This window comes from Vibrio sp. L85 (assembly GCF_963871815.1).
GTDB lineage: Bacteria > Pseudomonadota > Gammaproteobacteria > Enterobacterales > Vibrionaceae > Vibrio > Vibrio harveyi.
This window is the reverse complement of the sequence record NZ_CAWMYL010000108.1, coordinates 130,907-153,013: the sequence shown is the minus strand read 5'-3', so window position 1 is coordinate 153,013 and position 22,107 is coordinate 130,907. Positions and strand designations below refer to the sequence as shown.

17 protein-coding genes are annotated in these 22,107 nt (G+C 45.1%); 9 read left to right on the top strand and 8 right to left on the bottom strand.

Annotated features, from left to right (window positions below; all coding sequences use genetic code 11):
- The first annotated feature begins 81 nt into the window (after positions 1-81).
- From AACR11_RS10670 to galM, 3 genes are all read left to right on the top strand, one after another.
- Complete coding sequence (locus AACR11_RS10670) at positions 82-1,134, top strand: UDP-glucose--hexose-1-phosphate uridylyltransferase (protein ID WP_029790406.1); 1,053 nt, start codon at positions 82-84, stop codon at positions 1,132-1,134.
- Positions 1,135-1,344: 210 nt separating this feature from the next.
- On the top strand, positions 1,345-2,505 hold the full coding sequence (gene galK / locus AACR11_RS10665) for a galactokinase (protein ID WP_029790407.1): 1,161 nt from the start codon (positions 1,345-1,347) through the stop codon (positions 2,503-2,505).
- A 29-nt stretch (positions 2,506-2,534) separates the two neighbouring features.
- On the top strand, positions 2,535-3,593 hold the full coding sequence (gene galM / locus AACR11_RS10660; protein WP_029790408.1) for a galactose-1-epimerase: 1,059 nt from the start codon (positions 2,535-2,537) through the stop codon (positions 3,591-3,593).
- A 144-nt stretch (positions 3,594-3,737) separates the two neighbouring features.
- Here galM and AACR11_RS10655 read toward each other — a convergent pair whose 3' ends face one another.
- Together AACR11_RS10655 and ptsG are read right to left on the bottom strand one after the other, a co-directional pair.
- The gene (locus AACR11_RS10655; protein ID WP_009698687.1) at positions 3,738-4,736 is read right to left on the bottom strand and encodes a substrate-binding domain-containing protein; all 999 of its coding nucleotides are present in this window, start codon (positions 4,734-4,736) and stop codon (positions 3,738-3,740) included.
- A 266-nt stretch (positions 4,737-5,002) separates the two neighbouring features.
- Positions 5,003-6,412, bottom strand: a complete 1,410-nt coding sequence (gene ptsG / locus AACR11_RS10650; RefSeq protein WP_017189189.1) for a PTS glucose transporter subunit IIBC — start codon at positions 6,410-6,412, stop codon at positions 5,003-5,005.
- A gap of 370 nt (positions 6,413-6,782) precedes the next feature.
- On the opposite strand from ptsG, the gene AACR11_RS10645 reads away from it, so the two are divergent.
- The 3 genes from AACR11_RS10645 to AACR11_RS10635 all read left to right on the top strand — a co-directional run bounded on the left by AACR11_RS10645 (position 6,783) and on the right by AACR11_RS10635 (position 9,763).
- Positions 6,783-8,552 (top strand): SgrR family transcriptional regulator, encoded by a 1,770-nt coding sequence (locus tag AACR11_RS10645; RefSeq protein WP_029790409.1) that lies wholly within the window; start codon positions 6,783-6,785, stop codon positions 8,550-8,552.
- A 120-nt stretch (positions 8,553-8,672) separates the two neighbouring features.
- A complete protein-coding gene (locus AACR11_RS10640; protein WP_009698684.1) occupies positions 8,673-9,005 on the top strand; it encodes a tRNA-binding protein in 333 nt (110 codons plus the stop codon).
- Positions 9,006-9,148: 143 nt separating this feature from the next.
- Positions 9,149-9,763 carry an outer membrane beta-barrel protein gene (locus AACR11_RS10635; RefSeq protein WP_005450882.1) on the top strand — a complete coding sequence of 205 codons (615 nt, stop codon included), beginning with the start codon at positions 9,149-9,151 and terminating at the stop codon, positions 9,761-9,763.
- A 38-nt stretch (positions 9,764-9,801) separates the two neighbouring features.
- Here the strand turns inward: AACR11_RS10635 and AACR11_RS10630 are convergent, their stop codons facing one another.
- Positions 9,802-10,353 (bottom strand): gamma-glutamylcyclotransferase family protein, encoded by a 552-nt coding sequence (locus AACR11_RS10630; RefSeq protein WP_005450884.1) that lies wholly within the window; start codon positions 10,351-10,353, stop codon positions 9,802-9,804.
- 249 nt (positions 10,354-10,602) lie between these two features.
- Here AACR11_RS10630 and AACR11_RS10625 point away from each other — a divergent pair, with 249 nt between their 5' ends.
- Positions 10,603-11,787: an NnrS family protein gene (locus AACR11_RS10625; RefSeq protein ID WP_029790410.1), complete on the top strand. Its 1,185-nt coding sequence runs from the start codon at positions 10,603-10,605 to the stop codon at positions 11,785-11,787.
- Positions 11,788-12,105: 318 nt separating this feature from the next.
- Here the strand turns inward: AACR11_RS10625 and mltC are convergent, their stop codons facing one another.
- From mltC to AACR11_RS10600, 5 genes are all read right to left on the bottom strand, one after another.
- On the bottom strand, positions 12,106-13,218 hold the full coding sequence (gene mltC, locus AACR11_RS10620; RefSeq protein WP_017189193.1) for a membrane-bound lytic murein transglycosylase MltC: 1,113 nt from the start codon (positions 13,216-13,218) through the stop codon (positions 12,106-12,108).
- A 175-nt stretch (positions 13,219-13,393) separates the two neighbouring features.
- Positions 13,394-14,953, bottom strand: a complete 1,560-nt coding sequence (glpD, locus tag AACR11_RS10615) for a glycerol-3-phosphate dehydrogenase (RefSeq protein WP_005450890.1) — start codon at positions 14,951-14,953, stop codon at positions 13,394-13,396.
- 179 nt (positions 14,954-15,132) lie between these two features.
- On the bottom strand, positions 15,133-15,924 hold the full coding sequence (locus AACR11_RS10610; RefSeq protein ID WP_005450892.1) for a DeoR/GlpR family transcriptional regulator: 792 nt from the start codon (positions 15,922-15,924) through the stop codon (positions 15,133-15,135).
- A 190-nt stretch (positions 15,925-16,114) separates the two neighbouring features.
- Positions 16,115-17,632, bottom strand: coding sequence for a glycerol kinase GlpK (gene glpK / locus AACR11_RS10605; protein ID WP_005450894.1), 1,518 nt, complete (start codon positions 17,630-17,632; stop codon positions 16,115-16,117).
- Between the two features lie 58 nt (positions 17,633-17,690).
- Positions 17,691-18,545 carry an MIP/aquaporin family protein gene (locus AACR11_RS10600; RefSeq protein WP_005450895.1) on the bottom strand — a complete coding sequence of 285 codons (855 nt, stop codon included), beginning with the start codon at positions 18,543-18,545 and terminating at the stop codon, positions 17,691-17,693.
- 872 nt (positions 18,546-19,417) lie between these two features.
- On the opposite strand from AACR11_RS10600, the gene glpT reads away from it, so the two are divergent.
- Positions 19,418-20,785, top strand: coding sequence for a glycerol-3-phosphate transporter (glpT, locus tag AACR11_RS10595; protein ID WP_029790411.1), 1,368 nt, complete (start codon positions 19,418-19,420; stop codon positions 20,783-20,785).
- Positions 20,786-20,838: 53 nt separating this feature from the next.
- Positions 20,839-21,894 (top strand): glycerophosphodiester phosphodiesterase, encoded by a 1,056-nt coding sequence (glpQ, locus tag AACR11_RS10590; RefSeq protein ID WP_009699864.1) that lies wholly within the window; start codon positions 20,839-20,841, stop codon positions 21,892-21,894.
- Positions 21,895-22,107 lie beyond the last annotated feature (213 nt).

Below are 22,107 nucleotides of genomic sequence, written 5' to 3'. Positions count from 1 at the left end.
TGGAAAGCTTACCGCCTAGCAGCAACTCCAATTTCATTGGGGAATGCAGATGAAAGAAATTTTAAAAGTTGAGTAAGTAAGATGTCGAATGTTGAATTTAACCCAGTGGATCACCCACATCGTCGCTACAACCCACTAACGGGTCAGTGGATTTTAGTGTCACCGCATCGTGCAAAACGCCCTTGGAGTGGTGCCGATGAGAAACCGTCTATCGATCAACTGCCTAGTTACGATGAGAAGTGTTTCCTATGTCCAACGAACGAGCGCATTTCTGGAGATGTAAACCCAGATTACCAAGGCACCTACGTATTTAAGAATGACTTTGCTGCGTTGATGATGGATTCTCCAGATGCACCTGAGTCAGACAGCCCTTTGTTCAAGACTCAAGGCGTGCGCGGGTTGAGCCGAGTGATTTGCTTCTCTCCCGATCACAGCAAAACGCTACCGGAACTACCAGTCGACAAAATTCGTGGCGTGATTGACACCTGGAATGAGCAAATCGAAGAGCTTGGCAAAGACTACGTGTGGGTGCAAGCATTTGAGAACAAAGGCGAAGCGATGGGATGTTCTCAACCTCATCCACACGGTCAAATCTGGGCGAATAGCTTCTTACCAAATGAAATTGAGCGTAAAGAGCACAACTTAAAAGCGTACTACCAAGGCCATGGCAGTAACTTGCTGGTGGATTACGTGCAAGCTGAACTCAAAGATGGCTCACGTACTGTGGTTGAGACTGAGCACTGGATTGCTGTTGTACCTTACTGGGCTGCGTGGCCATTCGAAACCATGCTACTGCCTAAAACGCACATTCGTCGAATGAGTGAGCTAACCGATGAGCAACGTGATGACCTTGCGGTTGCAATCAAAAAGCTAACTAGCCGTTACGACAACCTATTCCAATGCTCTTTCCCTTACTCAATGGGCTGGCATTACGCGCCGTTCTTTGAAGAAGGTACTGATATCGATCATTGGCAACTGCATGCCTTGTTCTACCCGCCGCTACTGCGTAGCGCAACAGTGCGTAAGTTCATGGTGGGTTATGAAATGTTGGCAGAAAACCAACGCGACTTAACCGCAGAGCAAGCAGCACAGCGCCTACGTGACCTAAGCGATGTGCACTACAAAGAACAGTAACTAACGATAAATACGAAAGATGTCATTCCGTACAGCGAGGAACGAGCGTGATACGGAATCTACCATCAGAGTGCGCTGAACGTAGATTCCGGATGCTCGCTAGGGATCGCCCGGAATGACAAATGTTAGACAATCAAATATGTCGTTTCTGATTGCGAGATATGAAAGCTGTCGAGAATTCACACAAAAATTTTATGCTGAGATTTTACTATGTCTGATTTAATCCAAAACGTTAAAACCTCTTTTGAACAAGTGCTGGGTTACGCTCCAAGCCACATTATTCAAGCACCTGGTCGTGTCAACCTGATTGGTGAACACACTGATTACAACGATGGTTTTGTATTGCCATGTGCGATCAACTACCAAACGGTTGTGGCAGCAGCAAAACGTGAAGACAACCTAGTGCGCGTGGTTTCTGTGGATTACGGCAACGCAGTTGATGAATTCGACATCACGCAAGAAATCACATTCCAGCAAGACAAAATGTGGGCGAACTACATTCGCGGTGTGGTGAAGTGTCTTCTTGCTCGTGGTTACCAATTCTCTGGTGCGGATATTTCTGTTAGCGGTAACGTGCCTCAAGGTGCGGGTTTAAGCTCGTCGGCAGCGTTGGAAGTGGTGATTGGTCAAACATTCAAAGTGCTGTTCAATCTAGAAATCAGCCAAGCGGAAATCGCGCTAAACGGCCAGCAAGCAGAGAACGAATTCGTTGGTTGTAACTGCGGCATTATGGACCAAATGATTTCGGCAGAAGGCCGTGAAAATCACGCCATGCTGTTGGATTGCCGCAGCCTAGAAACTGAAGCGGTATCAATGCCTGAAGACATGGCCGTGGTGATCATCAACTCGAACAAAAAACGTGGCTTGGTAGACAGCGAATACAACACGCGCCGTGAGCAGTGTGAAGAAGCGGCACGCATCTTCGGCGTAAAAGCACTCCGTGATGTGAGCATTGAGCAGTTTAACCAGAAAGTGTCTGAGCTGGATGAAATGGTGGCAAAACGTGCTCGCCACGTGATCACAGAAAACGATCGCACGGTCGAAGCCGCACAAGCTCTTCGCGCACACGACATGAAGCGCATGGGTGAGTTGATGGCAGAGTCTCATGCTTCAATGCGTGATGATTTTGAAATCACAGTAAAAGAAATCGATACATTGGTTGAGATGGTGAAAGAGGTCATCGGTGAGCAAGGCGGTGTACGCATGACTGGCGGAGGCTTTGGCGGTTGTATTGTCGCTCTTGTACCGCCTGCATTAGTGGATGACGTGAAAGCAACCGTTGAAGCTAAATACCAAGCAGCAACAGGGTTGAAAGAATCTATCTACGTGTGCCAAGCGAAAAATGGCGCTAGCTTAGTCGAAGTGCTTTAAGCGCACCGCAGCTTTAGTAGGAGCGAGATATGACCGAGCCATTAACCATCACGATGACACAGCAGGCTGCTTTTGATGGTGAGCCTGCCAAAGTGGTCGAACTGAAAAATAACACAGGCATGAGCGTTTCCTTTATGGATATTGGCGCGACATGGCTGAGTTGTCGTTTACCTTTGGCGAATGGGGAGTTGCGCGAAGTGCTTCTCGGAGTGGGGACGATGGGGAGTTTCATGCATCAACAGTGTTATATGGGTGTCACTGTTGGTCGCTACGCAAACCGCATCGCCAATGGGCTTTTTGAGGTTAATGGCGAAGCATTTCAAGTCTCCACTAACCAAGCGGGAAACTGCTTACACGGTGGTGAGGAAGGGTTTGATAAGCGCCGCTGGAACATTGAGTCTCAGTCCGAACAGCAAGTGACGTTTTCTTTGTTGTCTGAAGATGGTGATCAAGGTTTTCCGGGGAACCTCGAAGTCCATGTGACGTATACCCTGACTGATGACAACCAAGTGAGCATTGCGTATTTCGCAAAGACAGACAAAGCAACACCAGTGAACTTAACCAACCACGCTTACTTTAATTTGCTTGGTGCGGAAGCCGATTTGGATTGCCGTTCTCACCGTTTAACCATCGCAGCAGATCAATATCTACCAACTAACGAGGTCGGTATTCCTTTGGGGACATTGCAAGATGTGAAAGGAACAGGCTTTGATTTTAGAAATGAAAAGCCAGTATCGGAGCATTTCTTACAAGATGAGCAGCAGATTGCAGCGAAAGGTTATGACCACAGCTATCTATTTGATGCTCATCGCGACGTTTCAAAACCCGTTGCCCGGGTGGTTTCTCCGGATGGAAAAGTGCATATGTCTGTCGTGACCAATAAGCCTGCCATGCAATTATATACGGGTAACTGGTTAGCGGGTGCACCAAACCGTCGCGGTGGGGAATACCAAGACTACACGGGCTTGGCGTTAGAAACTCAGTTTTTGCCAGATTCACCGAACCATGCTGAGTGGGGGCAACCAAGTTGTATTCTTGAACCTGAGCAAGCGTATCGATTCAGTACCACGTTTCAGTTTGCTTTTTAGTTAAGGTATTGATTTTTAGCCTTTTGGGTTGCCATGAGCTTTTTGCCTACAGTAGGTCAAAAGCTTAGTTGAACTAAAAACAAAAAAGCTCTGGTACTTCTGTAGCAGAGCTTTTTTATTTCGTATTTTAGATTGGGTGCAGAGTTAGAGGCGGTCAACCGAGTTGCGACGAACTAAGGTTGGGCTGAAGATGATCGTGTCTTCTTCCACTTGTTCATCTCGTGATAATGCCAACGCTAGTCGAGCAGCGCGTTCTGCCATCATTTCAATTGGGTAACGAATTGTCGTCAAACTTGGATTGACGAAGCGAGCAATTAAACCATCGTCAAAACCGACCATAGAGACTTTCTCTGGTACGCTGATTCCGTTTTGATCTAATACGGCAAGTGCCCCGGCTGCCATGTAATCGTTGTAAGCCACGACACCGGTGATTTCGAGTGATTTCGTCAGTAAGTTGGTCATTGCTATTTCACCACCATCACTGTTTGGTTCACCATATTCAACGTAACTTTTCGACAGTTCAATCTTGTGGTCTTTCAGCGCCGCTTGGTAACCTTGCAAGCGCTCATCGGTATCTTCAATGTCATGTGAAGAAGCGATACAAGCTATCTTGGTATGCCCATGACGAAGTAAATATTCTGTCGCGAGGTACGCACCTTTACGGTTATCGAGAGAGATACAACGCTCTGCTAACTCAGGAATGTGGCGGTTGATCAATACCATCCCTTTTACTTCTTTGGCATAGCCAATCAATTCTTCATCTGATAAGCCTTTAGAGTGGATCACAATCGCCTCACAGCGGCTATTAATCAGCAACTCTAACGCTTGTCGTTCATCTTCTGGATTGTGATAACCATTGCCAATCAGAATGTGTTTACCATTTTCTCTTGCGACGTTATCAACTGATTTGACCATGGTGCCAAAGAAGGGGTCAGAGACATCACTCACCAGCACGCCCATCGTATTGGTACTTTGACTGACGAGCGCTCGTGCCGCCGCGTTAGGGCGATAGCCAAGTTTGCTCATCGCTTTAGTCACTGCATCGATAGAAGTTTGGCTTGCCTTGGGTGATTTGTTGATCACACGAGAAACGGTAGCGACTGATACACCCGCTTCTTTCGCGACATCCTTGATTGTTGCCATGAGGAACCTTTCGTTGGCTAAAAACGTTAACCGGAGTATTAAACACCCATTGTGTAATAAGTGCAATTGGCACCTATTTATATTGCAACCAATGGCTCATTACTCTATGAATTTATTAGAGATATATTAAGTGTAAACGTTATCTTATGTAAGGAAGGTTTGAATCATTTTATAGTGAGAAAACAAAAATCGCGGTCATTAGATATCACCGCGATTTGTCGTTTATGTTTTTAACATGTAGACCATAGATAATGGCATTTGGGGCACTAGTTATTGTTCATCCAGTCAACCATTTGGGTTTTGTACACATCGCTGTTTCCGCCGAAGATAGCTTGTACCCCAGTGCCGACTCGTACGACGCCTGCTGCGCCAAGTGCTTTCAGTTTTGCTTCGTCGACTTTGTCTTGATCTGTAACTTGGATTCGCAAACGAGTGATGCAAGCATCCGTGCTTAAGATGTTTTGCTTGCCACCAAATGCACTGACTAGTTCACTGGCAAATTCTGAGCTCGTGTCATTGATGGCTTCGCTGCTATCTTGCTCTTCACGTCCAGGTGTTTTCAAATCGAACGTCTTAATAAACCAAGTGAATACGATGTAGTAGAGCGCTGCGTATGCCAAGCCTAATGGGATGATCATCCAACCTTTGGTGGAAATACCAAAGAAGGTCACGTAGTCGATCAGACCAGCACTAAAGCTGTAACCATGTTTGACACCCAACATAATACACAGCGGGTAAGCCAGACCTGCAATGATCGCATGAATCACGTAAAGCACTGGTGAGATGAACAAGAACGCAAATTCGATAGGTTCAGTGATACCAGTTAGGAATGACGTCAGTGCCGCTGAGATCATGATGCCCATAACTTTGGTACGGTTCTCTGGCTTTGCAGCTCGGCCAATTGCAATCGCAGCAGCAGGCAGACCAAACATCTTAAATAAGTAACCACCTGCCAAGTTGCCTGCATTCGGATCGCCGGCGAAGAAACGAGGGATTTCACCGTGGAACACTTGACCTGCTGCATTCACAAACTCCCCAGCTTGTAGCTGAATAATCACGTTGATGACATGGTGCAGACCAAATGGAATCAATGCTCGCTCAGCAGTGCCGTAAGCCCAGAATGCGACTAACGGATTTTGTTCTGTTGCCCAAGTGCCGAACCAATCAATGCCTGCACCGATAGGTTGCCAAACAAAGGCAATAGCGATGCCTAAGAACAACATAGAAAATGACGTTACGATTGGGACAAATCGTTTACCAGCAAAGAAGGCCAAATAAGCTGGCATCTTAATGGTGTAGAAGCGATTAAACATATACGCACCAACCGCACCAGAGATGATACCGCCGAGTACGCCAGTGTCGATGTGATCCACTCCCAGTACGCCTGCCATGACTTTTAAAGTCGCGACTAATACGTAGTAGCCAATACCTGCAGCAACCGCACCAACGCCGTCGTTGTTGGTAAATGAGATAGCAACACCAAGCGCAAAAATAAGTGGTAGGTTGCCAAACACTGCACCGCCAGCTTCCGCCATCAATTCAGATACGACGGGGGGAATAAAACCAAATTGTGCCGAGCCAATACCTAAAAGAATACCCGCTGCCGGCATCGAGGCAATTGGCAACATGAGCGCCTTACCGACCTTAGAAAGGTTGGCAAAAAAGTTAGCAAACATAAATATACTCCAACGTGTTATATGAAAATCTTGGTGGGCGCAGTCATGAACAAACTGTGGGAAGCGAGGGGATTAGCGATAGCATCGCGATTATGGTTTGCGGGGGTTTGGAGCATAAACATAAAACAGGTTGCTATCGCTAAAGCTTTATAAATAACGTGTTCGAGTGAAAGAACGAGGTGCTTTTATAATTTGAAACGGCATTTTTCAATCACTCAACCATAGGACTGCGTCAGAATCTGAGAGTATTTTGATTAAAAATAAGGCATGAAAAAACAGAGTGTTTTTTGTTTTCTTGGTTCCTAATATTTAAGTTTTTAGACCTTTTTACTTGAAGGAGCGGGGTTGTAGCTAATATAAGGAATAGGAAATGAACTTTGGAGAGCCTGTTTTGGAGAGTATTAATCTATTTCGATACTACGAACGTTTGGAAACATTTGAATTGCGAGAAGAGCACGCTGTGACGTTAGCCGACATAGCAGAGAAGATGTTTACAGGTTCAAGACATGCTCGGACGATTCTTAAGCAAATGAATGAGCTTAACTGGATAGCGTGGATACCAAGAGTAGGGCGAAACCAGCGCTCAACCTTGATCCGTAAGTTTGATCGAGCAGAGGTGAAATGCGCCATCGCGTTGGAATGGATTCAAGAGACAAAATACGACCGAGCTTTAGAGTTCCTCGATTATGATCAAGCCGTGTTCGAGCAACTGTTAAAGCAAACCTCTGGCGCTCAAATCACCGAAGGAAGAGTGAACGTTCAACTGACTTACAATCGTACATTTGCGCCTTTAACACCTGCAACTCCCCACCGAAATAGCGAGCGATTTTTAATTCGTCAAATTCATGCCTGTTTGGTCGATATGAACTCAAAAGGGGAAGTTGTCACCAATATTGCCCATTATTGGGAGGCGGATGAGGCGTGGCGAACGTGGACTTTTTATCTTCGTCCGTCCGTCTATTTTCATTCGGGCGTCAAAGTCGATGCCGTCGTTGTTTCACAGTTGCTAAGCCAACTGAAGGCTCGCTCGTATTATAAGAATGAACTCGATCACCTTGAAAACATCATTGTCGAGTCCCCTTATCGTTTATCGATAGAACTTAGCCGTCCTGATAAAGGTTTTGCTGCTCTCCTTAGTGATTTGAAATATTCTCTGCAACCACCAGAGCAATTGAACAAGCATTCGCCGGATATTGTTGGATGCGGGATTTTCTCTTTAGAATCTCACACCGATAGTAAATTAACTCTGGTTGCGAATGAGCGTTTTCATGCGTTTCGTTCGTTGACAGACAAAGTGACGATCTGGTCGTTGAATAGTGTTCATGCGGCTTCTGAAAACGCCACGCGTGAGCTCTCTGAGACTGAACAATATTCGAAGAAAATTATCACCAACCATAATGACGACTTTAATCAATTCAGCATAGATAAAGAGCATACCCGTTCTCGAGCTCGTATTGAGGAAGGGTGTTTAATTATGCTTTTCAATCAGCACAACTCAAACCTCTCCTATTCTCAACGCCGTTGGTTAAGTGACAAACTCAATGGGAACAAGATTTGGCAGCAGCTTGAGCAGAGCAAGACAACGTTTGGAGCCGAAGTTGCACACAATTTTTTCCCTTTCTGGCACAACGTAAAACACATCAAAAGTCATAAGGTGGTGCCGCCCGATTCTATTCGCATCGCCTGTTATTCCCATCTTGGTTTGCAACGTTGTGCAAAAGCCACTCAAGAGATATTGGTCAAAGAGGGGATTGAGGTGCATATAATTGTTTACTCATTTGAGGCGTATATTGAAAAAGCGTTGAGTGAAAGCTTTGATGAAGAGATCGTATTTGGCAGCTTTAACCTAGATGATAACCGTCAAGTATCTGCGCTTTTATATTTCCTCAGTGACCCGGTTTTACATGCGTCGATTGGCGCTGAAGTGAGAGAGTGGTTGATCACCGAAATTAACCAGATCCGTGCGCGCTTTTCTCCTAGTGAATACTTGAATCAATTAGAACAGTTAGGCTCCGTCCTCATATACGAAGGCTTGGTTAGTCCAATGCTTCACCATCAACAAACACTAAGCTTTCAAGATATTTTCAAAGGTGTTGAGATTACGGCGTGGGGATGGCCGAAACTGAGTGATATTTGGTAAAGGATATTTGCAATTCATACGACCTTTACGCATCAAAATGCGATCTTCACCTCTTGTATTTAAAGCCTTAACTGTTAATGTTGAACTTGTTTTAGTAAAATTTTACCGGAGTTTTAATTAATGGAAACGATCGCTTACTCAGACTTTGCAAAGTTAGAAATTCGCACTGGAAAAATTATTGAGGTGGCGCGCCACGAGAATGCAGACAAGCTGTACATTGTGCAGATCGATGTCGGTGAGAAAACCCTGCAAACGGTCACGAGCCTTGTACCGTACTACACAGAAGAAGAGTTAATGGGTAAACAAGTGGTAGTGCTGTGTAATCTAGCAAAAGCTAAGATGCGTGGTGAAACCTCTGAGTGTATGCTGCTGTGCGCTGAAACTGATGATGAGTCGGAAAGCGTATTACTGACACCGGAACGCGCAATGCCATCAGGCGTGCGAATTGTTTAAGCTGTAAGTTAAATTTATTTATATAACAAATGCTTATGGTTTATGTCTCATTTTATAAATGAGTGAGTTGATTCATATTCACCTTTATTTATAATTTTCTTGATTTAAAACTGTTTAACAGTATGAAAATATAGGAAATTATAATGAAAAAGGTTTTGCCTTTATTGGCTTTAGGTGCAGTGGTTGCTTCAGCGTCGGTTCAAGCAAATAGTGGTTGGTATATTGGTGCGGATATTCATAACACTGAGATCGATACAGAGTTGAACATTGATTCATCGTCTTCAACAGGCTTTGGTATCGCTGTTGGTAAAGAGATGGCGCTCTCTCAGCAGTTTGTATTAGCTTTTGAGGGTGAGTTTATTCACTTTGGCAGCTTTAAAGAGAACGGATACTTCATCGATCAGTTTGGCACTGCGCACAATGCGAGCATTGAAGTTGAAGGTTACGCTGCGAATCTTAATGCGAAACCTAAATACTACTTCACAGGCACAGGTTTCTACTTAGGCGCTGTGGCTGGCTTGGGCGTGATGGGTGTTGACCTGAAGTTGGATGTTCCAACTGCATCTTCTAGCTCAATATCAACAGATGGTAGCGATATTGGTTTCAACTACGGTGCTGAAGCAGGTTATGAATTTGCTTCTGGTCTGATTGTTTCTGGTGGTTACCGTGCGTCTTCGGTCACGATTGATGTTGAAAATGGCGGCGATTTAGATTTTGATTTTGATGGCTTTTACGTAGGTCTAGACTACAAATTCTAATCAGATATTTGTCGAATATGAAAAATGGAAGGGAGCCACTAGGCTCCCTTTTTGATCAGGTTATCTATTAATTCATAATGATGATCTTGCACACCCGCAAGGTTGCCATACTTGGGCTGGTGGCGGTCATTCTCTTTGGCGTGTTGCCAACCTATAGTATGGCGAACAAAGTGTTCAGCAAACGCGTGAGAGACTTCCAAGCATCCTGCTAAAACAGTATCTACATAACTTTGCATGATTGGGCTGAGCGTGCAGGGTGGAAGGGGATCGCTTTTCACGTAAACCCAAATCTCATGATCTGGATTAAAGCTGATGTCAGTTTCGATTTGTTCAGGACGAATTTGAATACGATGATAGCCACGTTCGCGGCGGTCAAATTCAGTCAGCGCTTGGTGGTCTACTTCGAGCAGCACACCGTTCACTTGCCCTTCGCCTTCATTCACAACCAGCGGTGACAAGATATAGCTGTCGTCGACTTTGCCCCAATAGCGCACTAACCCATGGGCAATAACGGGAATTGCTTCACCCGTTTGCCCTGTAAGCTCACGTGAGGCCGAATTGATTAAGCTGCCGTAGCCAAATATATACATCGTGATTGTTCCCTTTTACTTCGACGAATTCCGTTCTATCCGTTATACCTAAATATGATATCTAAGTCATTCTTACTGAGCCCAGCATTTTGACGTTCTTGGGAGGAAATGCCTCCACGGCATCAGGCGCAATGTTTTACCTCTAAAGGATAGTCTTATCTTATAACATGTATTTTTTATGCATGTTTGTGTTAAGATCGCTGACGTTAAGTTTTTCGACAGTACGAATTGGTACGTAAGGGCATCACAATGCTGAATATCACCGATAAAAAAGTGGAAGAAAAAATCCCTGCATGGCTGCGACTTGGGTTTAGACCGTTTTTCCTGTTTGGCTCTATTTACGCCATCATCGCGATTGCGTTGTGGGTATGGATGTTTCAAACAGGGCAGCCTAGCGCGTTGAGTGTTCCGGCTTTGTGGTGGCATGTACATGAAATGCTGTTTGGTTTCTCTATGGCGATTGTGGTGGGGTTCGTTCTGACTGCGGTACAAAACTGGACGGGGATCAATGGGACGAAGCACTACACCTTGCTAGCCTTGTTTTTGTTATGGCTTGCTCCTCGAGTTCTACTTTGGACGCCTGCACCACTTTGGTTAACCAGCAGTGTTGAAGCGCTGTTTTTACTGTTTGTAGCGTATGAGGTCGGCATACGAGTTTATCGTGCTAAAGGGTGGCGTAACCTATTTTTTGTTCCGTTATTCTTACTTGCAATCTTTGCGAACTTTGCCAGTTATGCCACGGTGAAAGGTATGCCTCCATTTACCTCTTCTGCTGTGTGGCAAGCAATGCTGTGGTGGTTCACTTTACTGCTTTCTGTCATGGGTGGGCGAGTAATCCCTTTCTTTACTGCACGTCGTTTCAACTTTGAAAAAGCTCAACCGCTGATGTGGCTAGATTGGCTCGCCAACCTACCATTGGTCATGTTGTTTGTACTGAGTTTCTTCCCTGTGACGTTTGCTGAACTTGGGAAGCCGCTGATGTTGTTTGCTGGTATCACCCAATTGGTTCGATTCTTACGCTGGAAACCTTGGTTGACTCTGAGCGAGCCACTTGTTTGGTCTTTACATGCGGCTTATTTGTGTCTGCCTTTAAGTCTTATCCTACGTGGCTGCTGGGATAACGCGTTTGCCAACCACAACTTGATTCATTTGTTTGCGATTGGTGCGCTAGGTGGCTTAATCCTAGCAATGATTACTCGTGTCACCATGGGGCACACTGGACGTATGATTTACAAAGGTCCGAACATGAGTATCGCGTTTGCGGCGGTGATTGCTGCGGCGTTAGCGAGAAGCTTAGGTGTGATATTTGCTCCTTCACAGATGTTCTTTTGGATTGATATCAGCGCAGCATTATGGATTCTTGCATTTGGTATGTTTGTGTGGCGTTTTGGTGTGATGTTGATAACTCCGCGTGTGGATGGTCATCCGGGATAATCGAAGAAAAATGAAAGTGAAGAAGGGCTTGGCGAGATGCTAAGCCTTTTTTGTTTGATGTTGCTTCAGCAAATAACCCATTAATAGTAAGGGAATTATTAAGAATGTGAAAAACGTTGAATTCTAATCTGAGTTTTGCTCGTGCCAGAAAAGGCGGAGTTCGATACTCTGTATCTGTTATTGCTCGTATGAATATGAGTGATTAACTAGCCAATTGACGTTTTAGACCCATAGGTGTCTTTCGTGTAATTACATGGCCGCTTAGTTCTATACCTCCGTGGAACTAAGCGGCGTTTTTCGTTTTGTGGCTAGGTAAAATTAGATATTCCCTTGGCTGAAGTCTTTCTGGAAATAAAGAACTTTCTGTAGATAGCGTCTCGCTTCCCCTTTTGGGTGTTGAGTGGTTAATGCATCATAAACTTGAGTTGGGTTGAGGCTGTTAAGTTCATTCATTGCACGCTTACGGTCGCTATCAAACGTCGAAAGCACACCACCAGTGCCGCCGTTGTAGGCGGAAATCATACTAAAGTGCTTCGAGGTTGGATGTTTCACGTCTCGTAGATAGCGGTTTTTCAATATATAGAAATACGCTGCACCAGTATCAATGTTATTGGCAGGATCGAATAAGTATTCTTTGGTAGGAATACCTGGTTTGTTTTTTACTAAATTAAACACATCCGCACCCGCTGTTTTTGGAATCACTTGCATCAAGCCGTAAGCGCCAGCATGAGAAACCGCATAAGGGTTAAAACTACTTTCGGTTTTGATCACGGCGAAAATCAGATCTTCTGATAAACCATATCGTTTTGCAGCGTCACGTATCAAGCCAGCGTACTGGTATTCGCGTTGTTCTAGATGATCTTTCACCATGTTGATTTCGACATAGTAAGCACTGCCGTGTTTGATGGCTTTCTTTTGCAGTTTGTTGTCGAGTAGGTAGTCTGCGTAACGATTGGCACGCCATTCCCATTCAATCGGTTTTCCATCGTGATCGAGAACTTGCCCCAATAAAAAAGGCTTACCACGTAATACCGCTTCCTTGTCACTAAACAACTCCGCATGTGCTGGATCGGCAGGCATGAGTAGTGTCTGTACAATCGCTTTTTGTAGCTTTTCCGTTGGCTGGTATTGGGAAATTGTCGAAACGTAGATTTTTCCCGCTTCGAAGTCGATATGAGCGCGGGTGTTATAACCATCAAGGTATTTCACGTAGCGGTGTTTTCCCGCTTCGACGAACTCATCTTCACCCCAGCGATCTTTGGCTTTTTGCGCAATGTAAGCCAGTAACTGTTGGATATTCTCTTGGTTAGATGCACTTGGCGGCTTTACATAGGGAGGTACGTAGTCATCACATGCGCAAGGTGGTGTTTCTTCAGGAGCAACAGAGCAACCACTGAGGAGAAGTAAGCTCAGGAATAGCGATTTCTTCATCGGATACCGATTTAATTAGAGGTGAGGGCAATTGCCGACTGAAGAAAATAATAAGTAAGAGTGTTAATTGTCTGAAATTAAAACTTTTTGTGCTTTCGATAGAAGGTGTTGATATTAGAATTTAGCTCCAAAAAAAAGCCTGCGGGGTGCAGGCTTTGTATTAGGAGAGTCCAATTTAACTTACTTGTGAGAGGCTAACGACCTTTTGTTGCAGCTTCTCTTTTAGATATTCTGCCAGTGCGATTTTCTCCTCTTCGTTCATGTATAAACCAAGTTTTGTACGACGCCATAAGATGTCTTCATCGGTTAGCGCCATTTCGTGATTCATCAAGTAATCAATTTCACGTTGATATACGCCACTTGCTTGCTCTGAGAAGCAGTGACCAAGATCTTCTACGCTGTTAGTGCCTTCCATCAGATCCCAAGTTTGTGTACCAAACTGAGTCACGTAGCGCAGCAACATCGCTTCTGATGCCCACGAGTATTTTGCATGAATCATCTTCGCAAGTTGCTCACGGCTGCAACTGAAGTTACCACCAGGAAGGGTTTGGTTTGCCGTCCAGTCTTTACCCATTTCAGGTAGGTAAGGTGCAAGTTTCTTCATTGCCGCTTCGCCAAGCTTACGGTATGTCGTGAGCTTGCCGCCGAACACTGAAAGTAAAGGTGCGTGGTCGTATTCAGCATCCAACTCTAGTGTGTAGTCACGTGTGATCGCTTGCGGTGAGTCAGACTCATCATCACACAGTGGGCGTACACCACTGTAAGTCCATACCACATCTTCGCGGCTTAGCTGGTGGACAAAGTGTTGGTTAACAATATCGATCAAGTAATCGACTTCATCTTCGGAGATCGCGACTTCACGCGGATCGCCTTTGTATTCCACATCTGTGGTACCAATGATCGAGAACTTATCTAAGTAAGGGATCATAAATACGATGCGGTTATCTTTGTTTTGTAGGATGTAGGCTTGCGGCTCGTTGTGGATACGAGGAACAACGATGTGCGAGCCTTTGATCAAACGAATGTTGCGAGGGGAGGTTTGCTCTAATCCTTCATCAAAGAACTGTTTCACCCATGGACCAGCAGCGTTAACCAGAGCTTTCGCTTTACGTTCGAAACGTTGGTCTGTTGTGACGTCATGAATAGTGACATGCCAAATGCCGCCTTCACGGTGTGCTTTTTCTACGCGGCAGTAGTTGCGAACTTCTGCGTTATTCTCTTTTGCAGCCAGAACGTTAAGTAAGACTAAGCGCGCATCGTCTACCCAACAATCTGAGTATTCGAAACCGGTTTTCATTTCAGGTTTCAAAAGACCTGATTTTGCTAGGTTGACAGTTTTGCTGCCTGGCAGTGTGGTTCGTTTACCCAAGTTATCGTAAAGGAACAAACCACAGCGGATCATCCAAGCTGGGCGTAAAAATGGGCGATGAGGTAAACGGAAGCGCATTGGTAGAGCCACATGTGGTGCTTTACGTAAGATCACTTCACGTTCAGCGAGCGCTTCCGAAACTAAACGAAACTCATAGTGTTCAAGGTAACGTAATCCGCCGTGGATCAGTTTTGAACTTGCAGAAGAGGTTGCCGATGCGAAGTCATTAGCTTCGTATAAACCGACGCTTAAACCACGACCAGCAGCATCTGCAGCAATACCAGCCCCGTTAATGCCGCCACCGATCACGATCAGGTCTAAAGTAGGGGATGCGTTAGTCGTGGAAGCATTTTGTTGGATACTCATAAATTTGACCTCTTGGTGAGCGAACGAGCATTTTAGAACATGAGTTTATCCTAGCTTAGGTTTCGTTTGTGGTCATTATTTATTTTCGTTTGTGAGCGCTTTGTGTGATTTGGGCACAAAAAAAACTCTGCCTAATTAAGACAGAGGTCATTTATTCGTATAGAAAGAGAGGTAATTTGCTATTCGTTCTCAGATCTTTCTATTTGTGTATCAACCACTTCAAGGGGAACCGAGGCATCTTTTAGAATCGCAAGAATCTCTTCTGGTGGTTGTTTGTTGGTGAATACCATGTTCAATTGCGCGATATTGCCCAGTTTCACCATAGCATTGCGACCAAATTTCGAATGGTCAACCGCAAGGAACACACTGCGGCTGTTATCAATAATTGCCTGTTTAACGCGAACTTCATGATAATCAAAGTCCAGTAGTGAGCCATCAAAATCGATACCACTGATGCCTAAAATGCCGAAATCGAGGCGGAATTGTTTGACGAAATCGAGCGTCGCTTCACCGACAATACCGCCGTCACGGTTGCGAACTTCACCGCCCGCCAAAATAACTTTGATTTCTGGGTTTGGTAAAAGAATGGTGGCAACATTAATGTTATTGGTCACCACGCGAAGTTGTTTGTGGTTTTTATTGAGCGCTCGAGCGACGGCTTCTGGCGTGGTACCGATATCAATAAACAAGGTTGCGCCATCTGGAATGTGCTTTACTAGTTCTTCCGCAATGACATCTTTTTCATTGAAGTTAAGCGCTTTACGCGTGTTATATGACGTGTTCTCTGAACTGAGAGGAATGGTAGCACCACCGTGGTAGCGTCGAATCTTGTTTTCATCAGCAAGGTCGTTTAAGTCGCGACGGATAGTTTGAGGACTGACATTAAATTTTTCTACCAGCTCATCCGTGCTGACGTAGCCTTGTTTTTTCACCAACTCAACAATCTGTTGGTGTCTTGGTATTTGCTTCACTTAGCACTCCCTTGTGCACTGGTAATCGCCAATGCTTCAAATTCGAATATAGAAACTCGCTCTATTGTGCTCGAATTAGCGCATTGTGAGAAGTCGTGGGAATAGGGAATCCGCGATCGAACGCAAAAAAAGAGCGCCAAGTCGGCGCTCTTTACGATTAATCAGGGGGAAACTAATCGTTTATCAGAAATTAATCGTCTTCGTCGTGAAGCTCAGACCAAGTTTGAGCACACTTGACTGCGCGCTTCCAACCTTTGTAACGACGGTTACGTTTTTCTTCATCATCGTGTGGTTCGAATGTGCGATCGAGCACTGCTTTGTCTTGCAGCTCATCAATGCTATTCCAGAAACCAACCGCTAGACCGGCTAGGTATGCTGCACCCAAAGCGGTCACTTCAGTTACTTGAGGACGGTGAACTTCGGTATTAAGAACATCAGACTGGAACTGCATTAAGAAGTTGTTCGCCACTGCGCCGCCATCTACACGAAGGTTCGCGAGCTTGATGCCCGAGTCTGCTTGCATTGCATCCAGCACATCACGAGTTTGGTAAGCGATACCTTCCAAAGTTGCACGGATAATGTGGTTAGAGTTTACACCACGAGTTAGACCGACAATCGTACCGCGAGCGTAAGCATCCCAATATGGTGCGCCCAGACCAGTAAACGCAGGAACCACGTAAACACCATTTGAAGTATCAACTTTGGTCGCAAAGTATTCTGAATCTTCGGCACCAGCCAGAATCTTCATTTCATCACGTAGCCATTGAATTGAAGCGCCACCCATGAATACCGCACCCTCAAGGGCGTAAGCTGGCTCACCTTTTGGACCGCATGCTAGCGTGGTCAACAGACCATTTTTCGATGTTACCTTCTCTTGACCCGTATTCATCAACAAGAAACAACCTGTGCCGTAGGTGTTCTTCGCTTGACCAGCTTCAACACACATCTGACCGTAAAGAGCGGCTTGTTGGTCACCTGCAATGCCTGCAATTGGGATACGAGTACCACCTTTACCACCAATGTTGGTTTGACCGTAGATTTCTGATGAGCGTTTTACTTCAGGCATCATGGATGCAGGGATGCCCATCTCATCCAGCATTTTTTGATCCCAGCATAGGTCATTAATGTTGAACAGCATGGTACGAGAAGCATTGGTGTAGTCGGTTACGTGAACGCGACCTTGTGTCATCTTCCAAACCAACCAGGTATCAACAGTACCGAATAGCAGCTTGCCTGCTTCAGCATCTTCACGTGCGCCTTCAACGTTATCTAGAATCCACTTTACTTTTGTACCCGAGAAGTAAGGGTCTAGAACCAGACCTGTATTGTCGCGAACGTAATCTTCTAGTCCGCGCGCTTTTAATTCTTCACAAATATCGGCAGTGCGGCGGCATTGCCATACGATCGCGTTGTAAACCGGTTTGCCTGTTTCTTTGTTCCATACAATCGTCGTTTCACGTTGGTTGGTAATACCGATACCTGCAAGTTGGTCGCTACGGATGCCGGTTTTCGCAAGTGCTTCAACCAAGGTAGAGCTTTGAGTTGCCCAGATTTCCATTGGGTCATGTTCAACCCAACCAGCCTCTGGATAAATCTGAGTAAATTCTCGCTGAGCGACGCTTACGATATTCGCGTCATGATCCAGAATGACAGCACGAGAGCTTGTCGTGCCTTGGTCTAGGGCAACAATGTATTTTTGCTCAGTCATGGTAAGAATCCTTTTGTTTCGTTATTTATATTTTAGTAAATGTTCGAATTGGTAGGGGTTAAGCTTGCGCTTGTTCTGCTTCTTCTTCGGTTTCGCACTGGTTAGGGATTGTACAGCCGTGACCTTGCTTTGGCAGATATGCAGCAATCGCTTTCGGGTACAACCAACCACCGAAGCAAGCACCTGCGATAGGAGCAAGAATTGGAACAATAAAGTATGGAATTTCACGCGCGCCAGTCAGGGCATAATCCCAACCTGCGAAGTAGGCAAACAGCTTAGGACCAAAGTCACGTGCAGGGTTCATCGCAAAACCTGTTAGTGGACCTAGAGAACCGCCGATTACCGCAATTAGGATACCGATCAGTAGAGGGTTCATCGCGCCGCGAGGTGCGCCATTGTTCTCATCACCAAGAGCAAGAATGGCAAACATCAGCACTGCAGTAATCACGAATTCCACAGCAAAAGCGCCAAAGAAAGAGAGAGAAGCATGTGGGTAAGTCGAGAAAATGCCCGCTGTGGCTAATGCGTCTTGGCTGCTACGAACGAAGTTGTGTGCGATTTCGTAATCCGTAAAGAGGTTGCTGTACAAGCTGTAGACCAAAGCAGCAGAGCAAAATGCACCTAGCATTTGCGCAATGATATAAGGCACAACTTTCGCCTTATCAAATCCATGGAACATCGCCAGTGCGATAGTTACGGCAGGGTTGATGTGTGCACCGGATACGCCCGCAGTACAGTAAATAGCGATGGCGACGCCAAAGCCCCATACAATACTGATTTCCCATTGACCAAATTGAGCCCCGGTCAAAACGAGTGCAGCAACACAGCCTACGCCAAAAAAGATAAGTAATCCTGTACCGATAAACTCGGCCAAACATTCTCCGAGCAGTGAGGGGTGTTTGTTCGTTGTCATGTTAAGAGTCCTTTAATATTTATGCTTATCTAGCACGGTTCTATTGTGCATATATAAACGTTTGCGAAAACAAACGAGCGCTAAAAATGAGCGTTTGAGCATAAATTTGTTAATCAAACTCTTCGTTTTTGTTAATTGACGCATCTTTTGCTCAAAAAGGAAACTCGATAAAACGAATTATGGTCTTCAATTTTGCTTTGATGGACTAAAACTACCGATGTGAAAATCAATGCACAAACTGGTAAGAGGAGTTTTGTGAACCTGCTTCGCGAATGGTGGGAAAATACTCAGATTATTGGTCGAAAACTAACCCTAAAGAGCTAGCTAACATTAATGATGATAAGGGATTGCTGATATTCATTCGCTCGTTGCTAAGAGCTACGCCGTCTCAAAGAAAGAAGACCGTTTCCCGTAGCACATATGCCATCTTTTGCTTGGAGACGACCTCTAAATGTACGTTGGAAGTGGTAGGATTATGTTGACCCTAATTGTTAACACGATGACATTGTTGCAACACGCCACAATTGAGGCGTTTGATGGCTTAAATCACGTGCTTCGTCTCTTCAACTTCCATCTTTTATCCATTTTTGTGGTCATTTGAGCACTTGATTCACTTAATATTGTGCTGATTTTGTTCGTTTGCGCACTTCGTGTTCTATGTGGACAGTAACGAAATCTGCAGAAAGTGGAAGCGCAGTCTAATTAAAAGCCTCTAATTTTCTGTATTTACTGAAATTTAATTCTTATGCAACATTTGTCACAGAAATAAAAATCGAATTTCATAAAATGCATTCACTTTCGAACGAAACTCCTTTTTGCTCGTTCGCGATTTTATACTCCCTACCATCGCTCACATTATTAATGAGGTTCCTATGTTTGGAATATTCAAACCTAAGGCGCACATCGATCGTTTATCGTCCGATAAGATCGATGGCACTTATTCCCGCTTACGTTGGCAACTCTTTATCGGCATCTTTGTTGGTTACGCTGGCTACTACCTAGTTCGTAAAAACTTTAGCTTGGCGATGCCTTATCTTATTGAACAAGGTTTTAGTCGTGGTGACTTAGGTGTTGCCTTAGCTGCGGTATCTATTGCTTACGGTTTATCAAAATTCTTAATGGGCAGTGTTTCTGACCGCTCAAACCCTCGTTACTTTTTAAGTGGCGGTCTATTAATGTCAGCGCTTGTGATGTTCTGCTTCGGCTTTATGCCTTGGGCTACTGGCAGCATTACAGCGATGTTTATTCTATTGTTCCTAAACGGTTGGTTCCAAGGTATGGGGTGGCCTGCCTGTGGTCGAACCATGGTTCACTGGTGGTCGCGCAAAGAGCGTGGCGAGATAGTGTCGGTTTGGAACGTGGCACATAACGTGGGTGGTGGTTTGATTGGTCCGCTGTTCATCCTTGGTCTTTGGGCATTCAACGACGATTGGCGCACCGCTTTCTATGTTCCTGCATTTTTTGCCACGCTCGTAGCTGTCTTTATTTGGTTCACCGTAAGAGATACACCGCAGTCTTGTGGTCTTCCGCCAATTGAAGAGTATAAAGACGATTACCCTGACGATTACGACAAATCACACGAAAAAGAAATGACGGCGAAGGAAATTTTCTTCAAGTATGTCTTTTCTAATAAGTTGTTGTGGTCAATTGCGATTGCGAACGCGTTTGTTTACCTGATCCGCTACGGTGTGCTGGACTGGGCGCCGGTATACCTTAAAGAAGCGAAGGACTTCTCGGTTGATAAATCTTCTTGGGCTTACTTCCTATACGAGTGGGCTGGTATCCCAGGTACGCTATTGTGTGGTTGGATTTCAGACAAGCTATTTAAAGGTCGTCGTGCTCCTGCCGGTATTCTATTTATGGCGTTAGTAACCGTAGCGGTGTTGGTTTACTGGTTCAACCCAGCAGGTAACCCAGCAGTAGATATGATGGCGCTGGTTGCAATCGGCTTCTTGATTTACGGTCCGGTAATGTTGATTGGTTTGTATGCGCTAGAGCTTGCTCCTAAGAAAGCGGCAGGTACGGCTGCAGGTCTAACTGGCTTATTTGGTTACTTGGGCGGTGCGGTAGCGGCAAACGCGATTCTTGGCTATACAGTAGACCACTTCGGCTGGGATGGCGGCTTTATCATCCTAATTGGTTCATGTATCACCTCTATCGTTTGTCTAACTTACGCATTTCTTGGCGAGCGTGCTCACCATGAACAAAAAGTGCGTGAGAAAGAAGCATTGGCGTCATAAAACATTAAAGGGGCGGTGGAATACTGCCCCTTCAATAAGCTAAGGAAAGAACAATGAAAACAACGTCAGTTTGCATGACGGTTCTCGCTCTGAGCATCTCAGCTGGAGCTATTGCACAACCGCTTGTTATCGCGCACCGTGGCGCATCGGGTTATCTACCAGAACATACTTTAGAAGCAAAAGCGTTGGCGTACGCGATGAAACCAGACTACATCGAACAAGATGTGGTGATGACCAAAGACGATCAACTCGTTGTATTGCATGATCATTACCTCGATCGCGTGACCGATGTAGCTGAGCGATTCCCGGATCGTGCTCGTAAAGATGGTCGTTACTATGCGATTGATTTCACGTTGGCAGAAATCAAATCATTGCGAGTCACTGAAGGCTTTAACATTGATGATAAAGGTAACAAGGTTGCTGGCTATCCGACACGATTCCCAATGTGGAAATCAGACTTCACCGTACCTACTTTTGCTGAAGAGATTGAGCTGATCCAAGGCTTAAACAAAACGCTGGGTTATGACATCGGTATTTACCCGGAAATCAAAGCGCCGTGGTTCCATCGTCATGAAGGCAAAGACATCTCAAAAGCGGTGCTTAAAGTTTTAAAACAGTACGGTTACGATTCGCAAGACGACAAAGTATACCTTCAGTGTTTTGATGCGAATGAGCTTCAGCGCATCAACAGTGAACTCATGCCCGCAATGGACATGGATTTAAAGCTCGTTCAGCTCATGGCTTACACCGATTGGAACGAGACCATGGAGTACAAAGGCGAAAAAGCAACACCATACAGTTATGACTGGATGTTTGAAACCAATGGTATGAAGAAGGTCGCGGAATACGCGGAAGGGATCGGTCCTTGGAAACCAATGTTGGTGGATGACAAATCAACCAAGGATAACATCATCATCAAACCTTTGATGAAAGCGGCAAAAGACGCGGGTTTGCAAGTGCATCCTTATACTTTCCGCGCGGATCCAGGGCGTATTCCTGCTTACACCGACAGCTTCGATGGCATGATGGACATCTTCTACAATCAGGTGAAAGTGGATGGTTTGTTTACTGACTTCCCTGATAAAGCAGTCAACTTTCTGAACAAGTAAAATTCAAAAAAGCTGAGTATTTGAAGTTCTCAGTATTACGTCACACGCCATGTCGTAACAATGTGCCCTCTATCAGGCAATAAAAAATCCCCCAACAGTTTCCTGCTGGGGGATTTTTCGTAGGGCTAATTTACTGCAATACCTAAATGACTTCAAGATGCTCAGTTCAGAGTCTGGTCACTGATAAAATGACGAAGTGAAATAGCTCGCTAT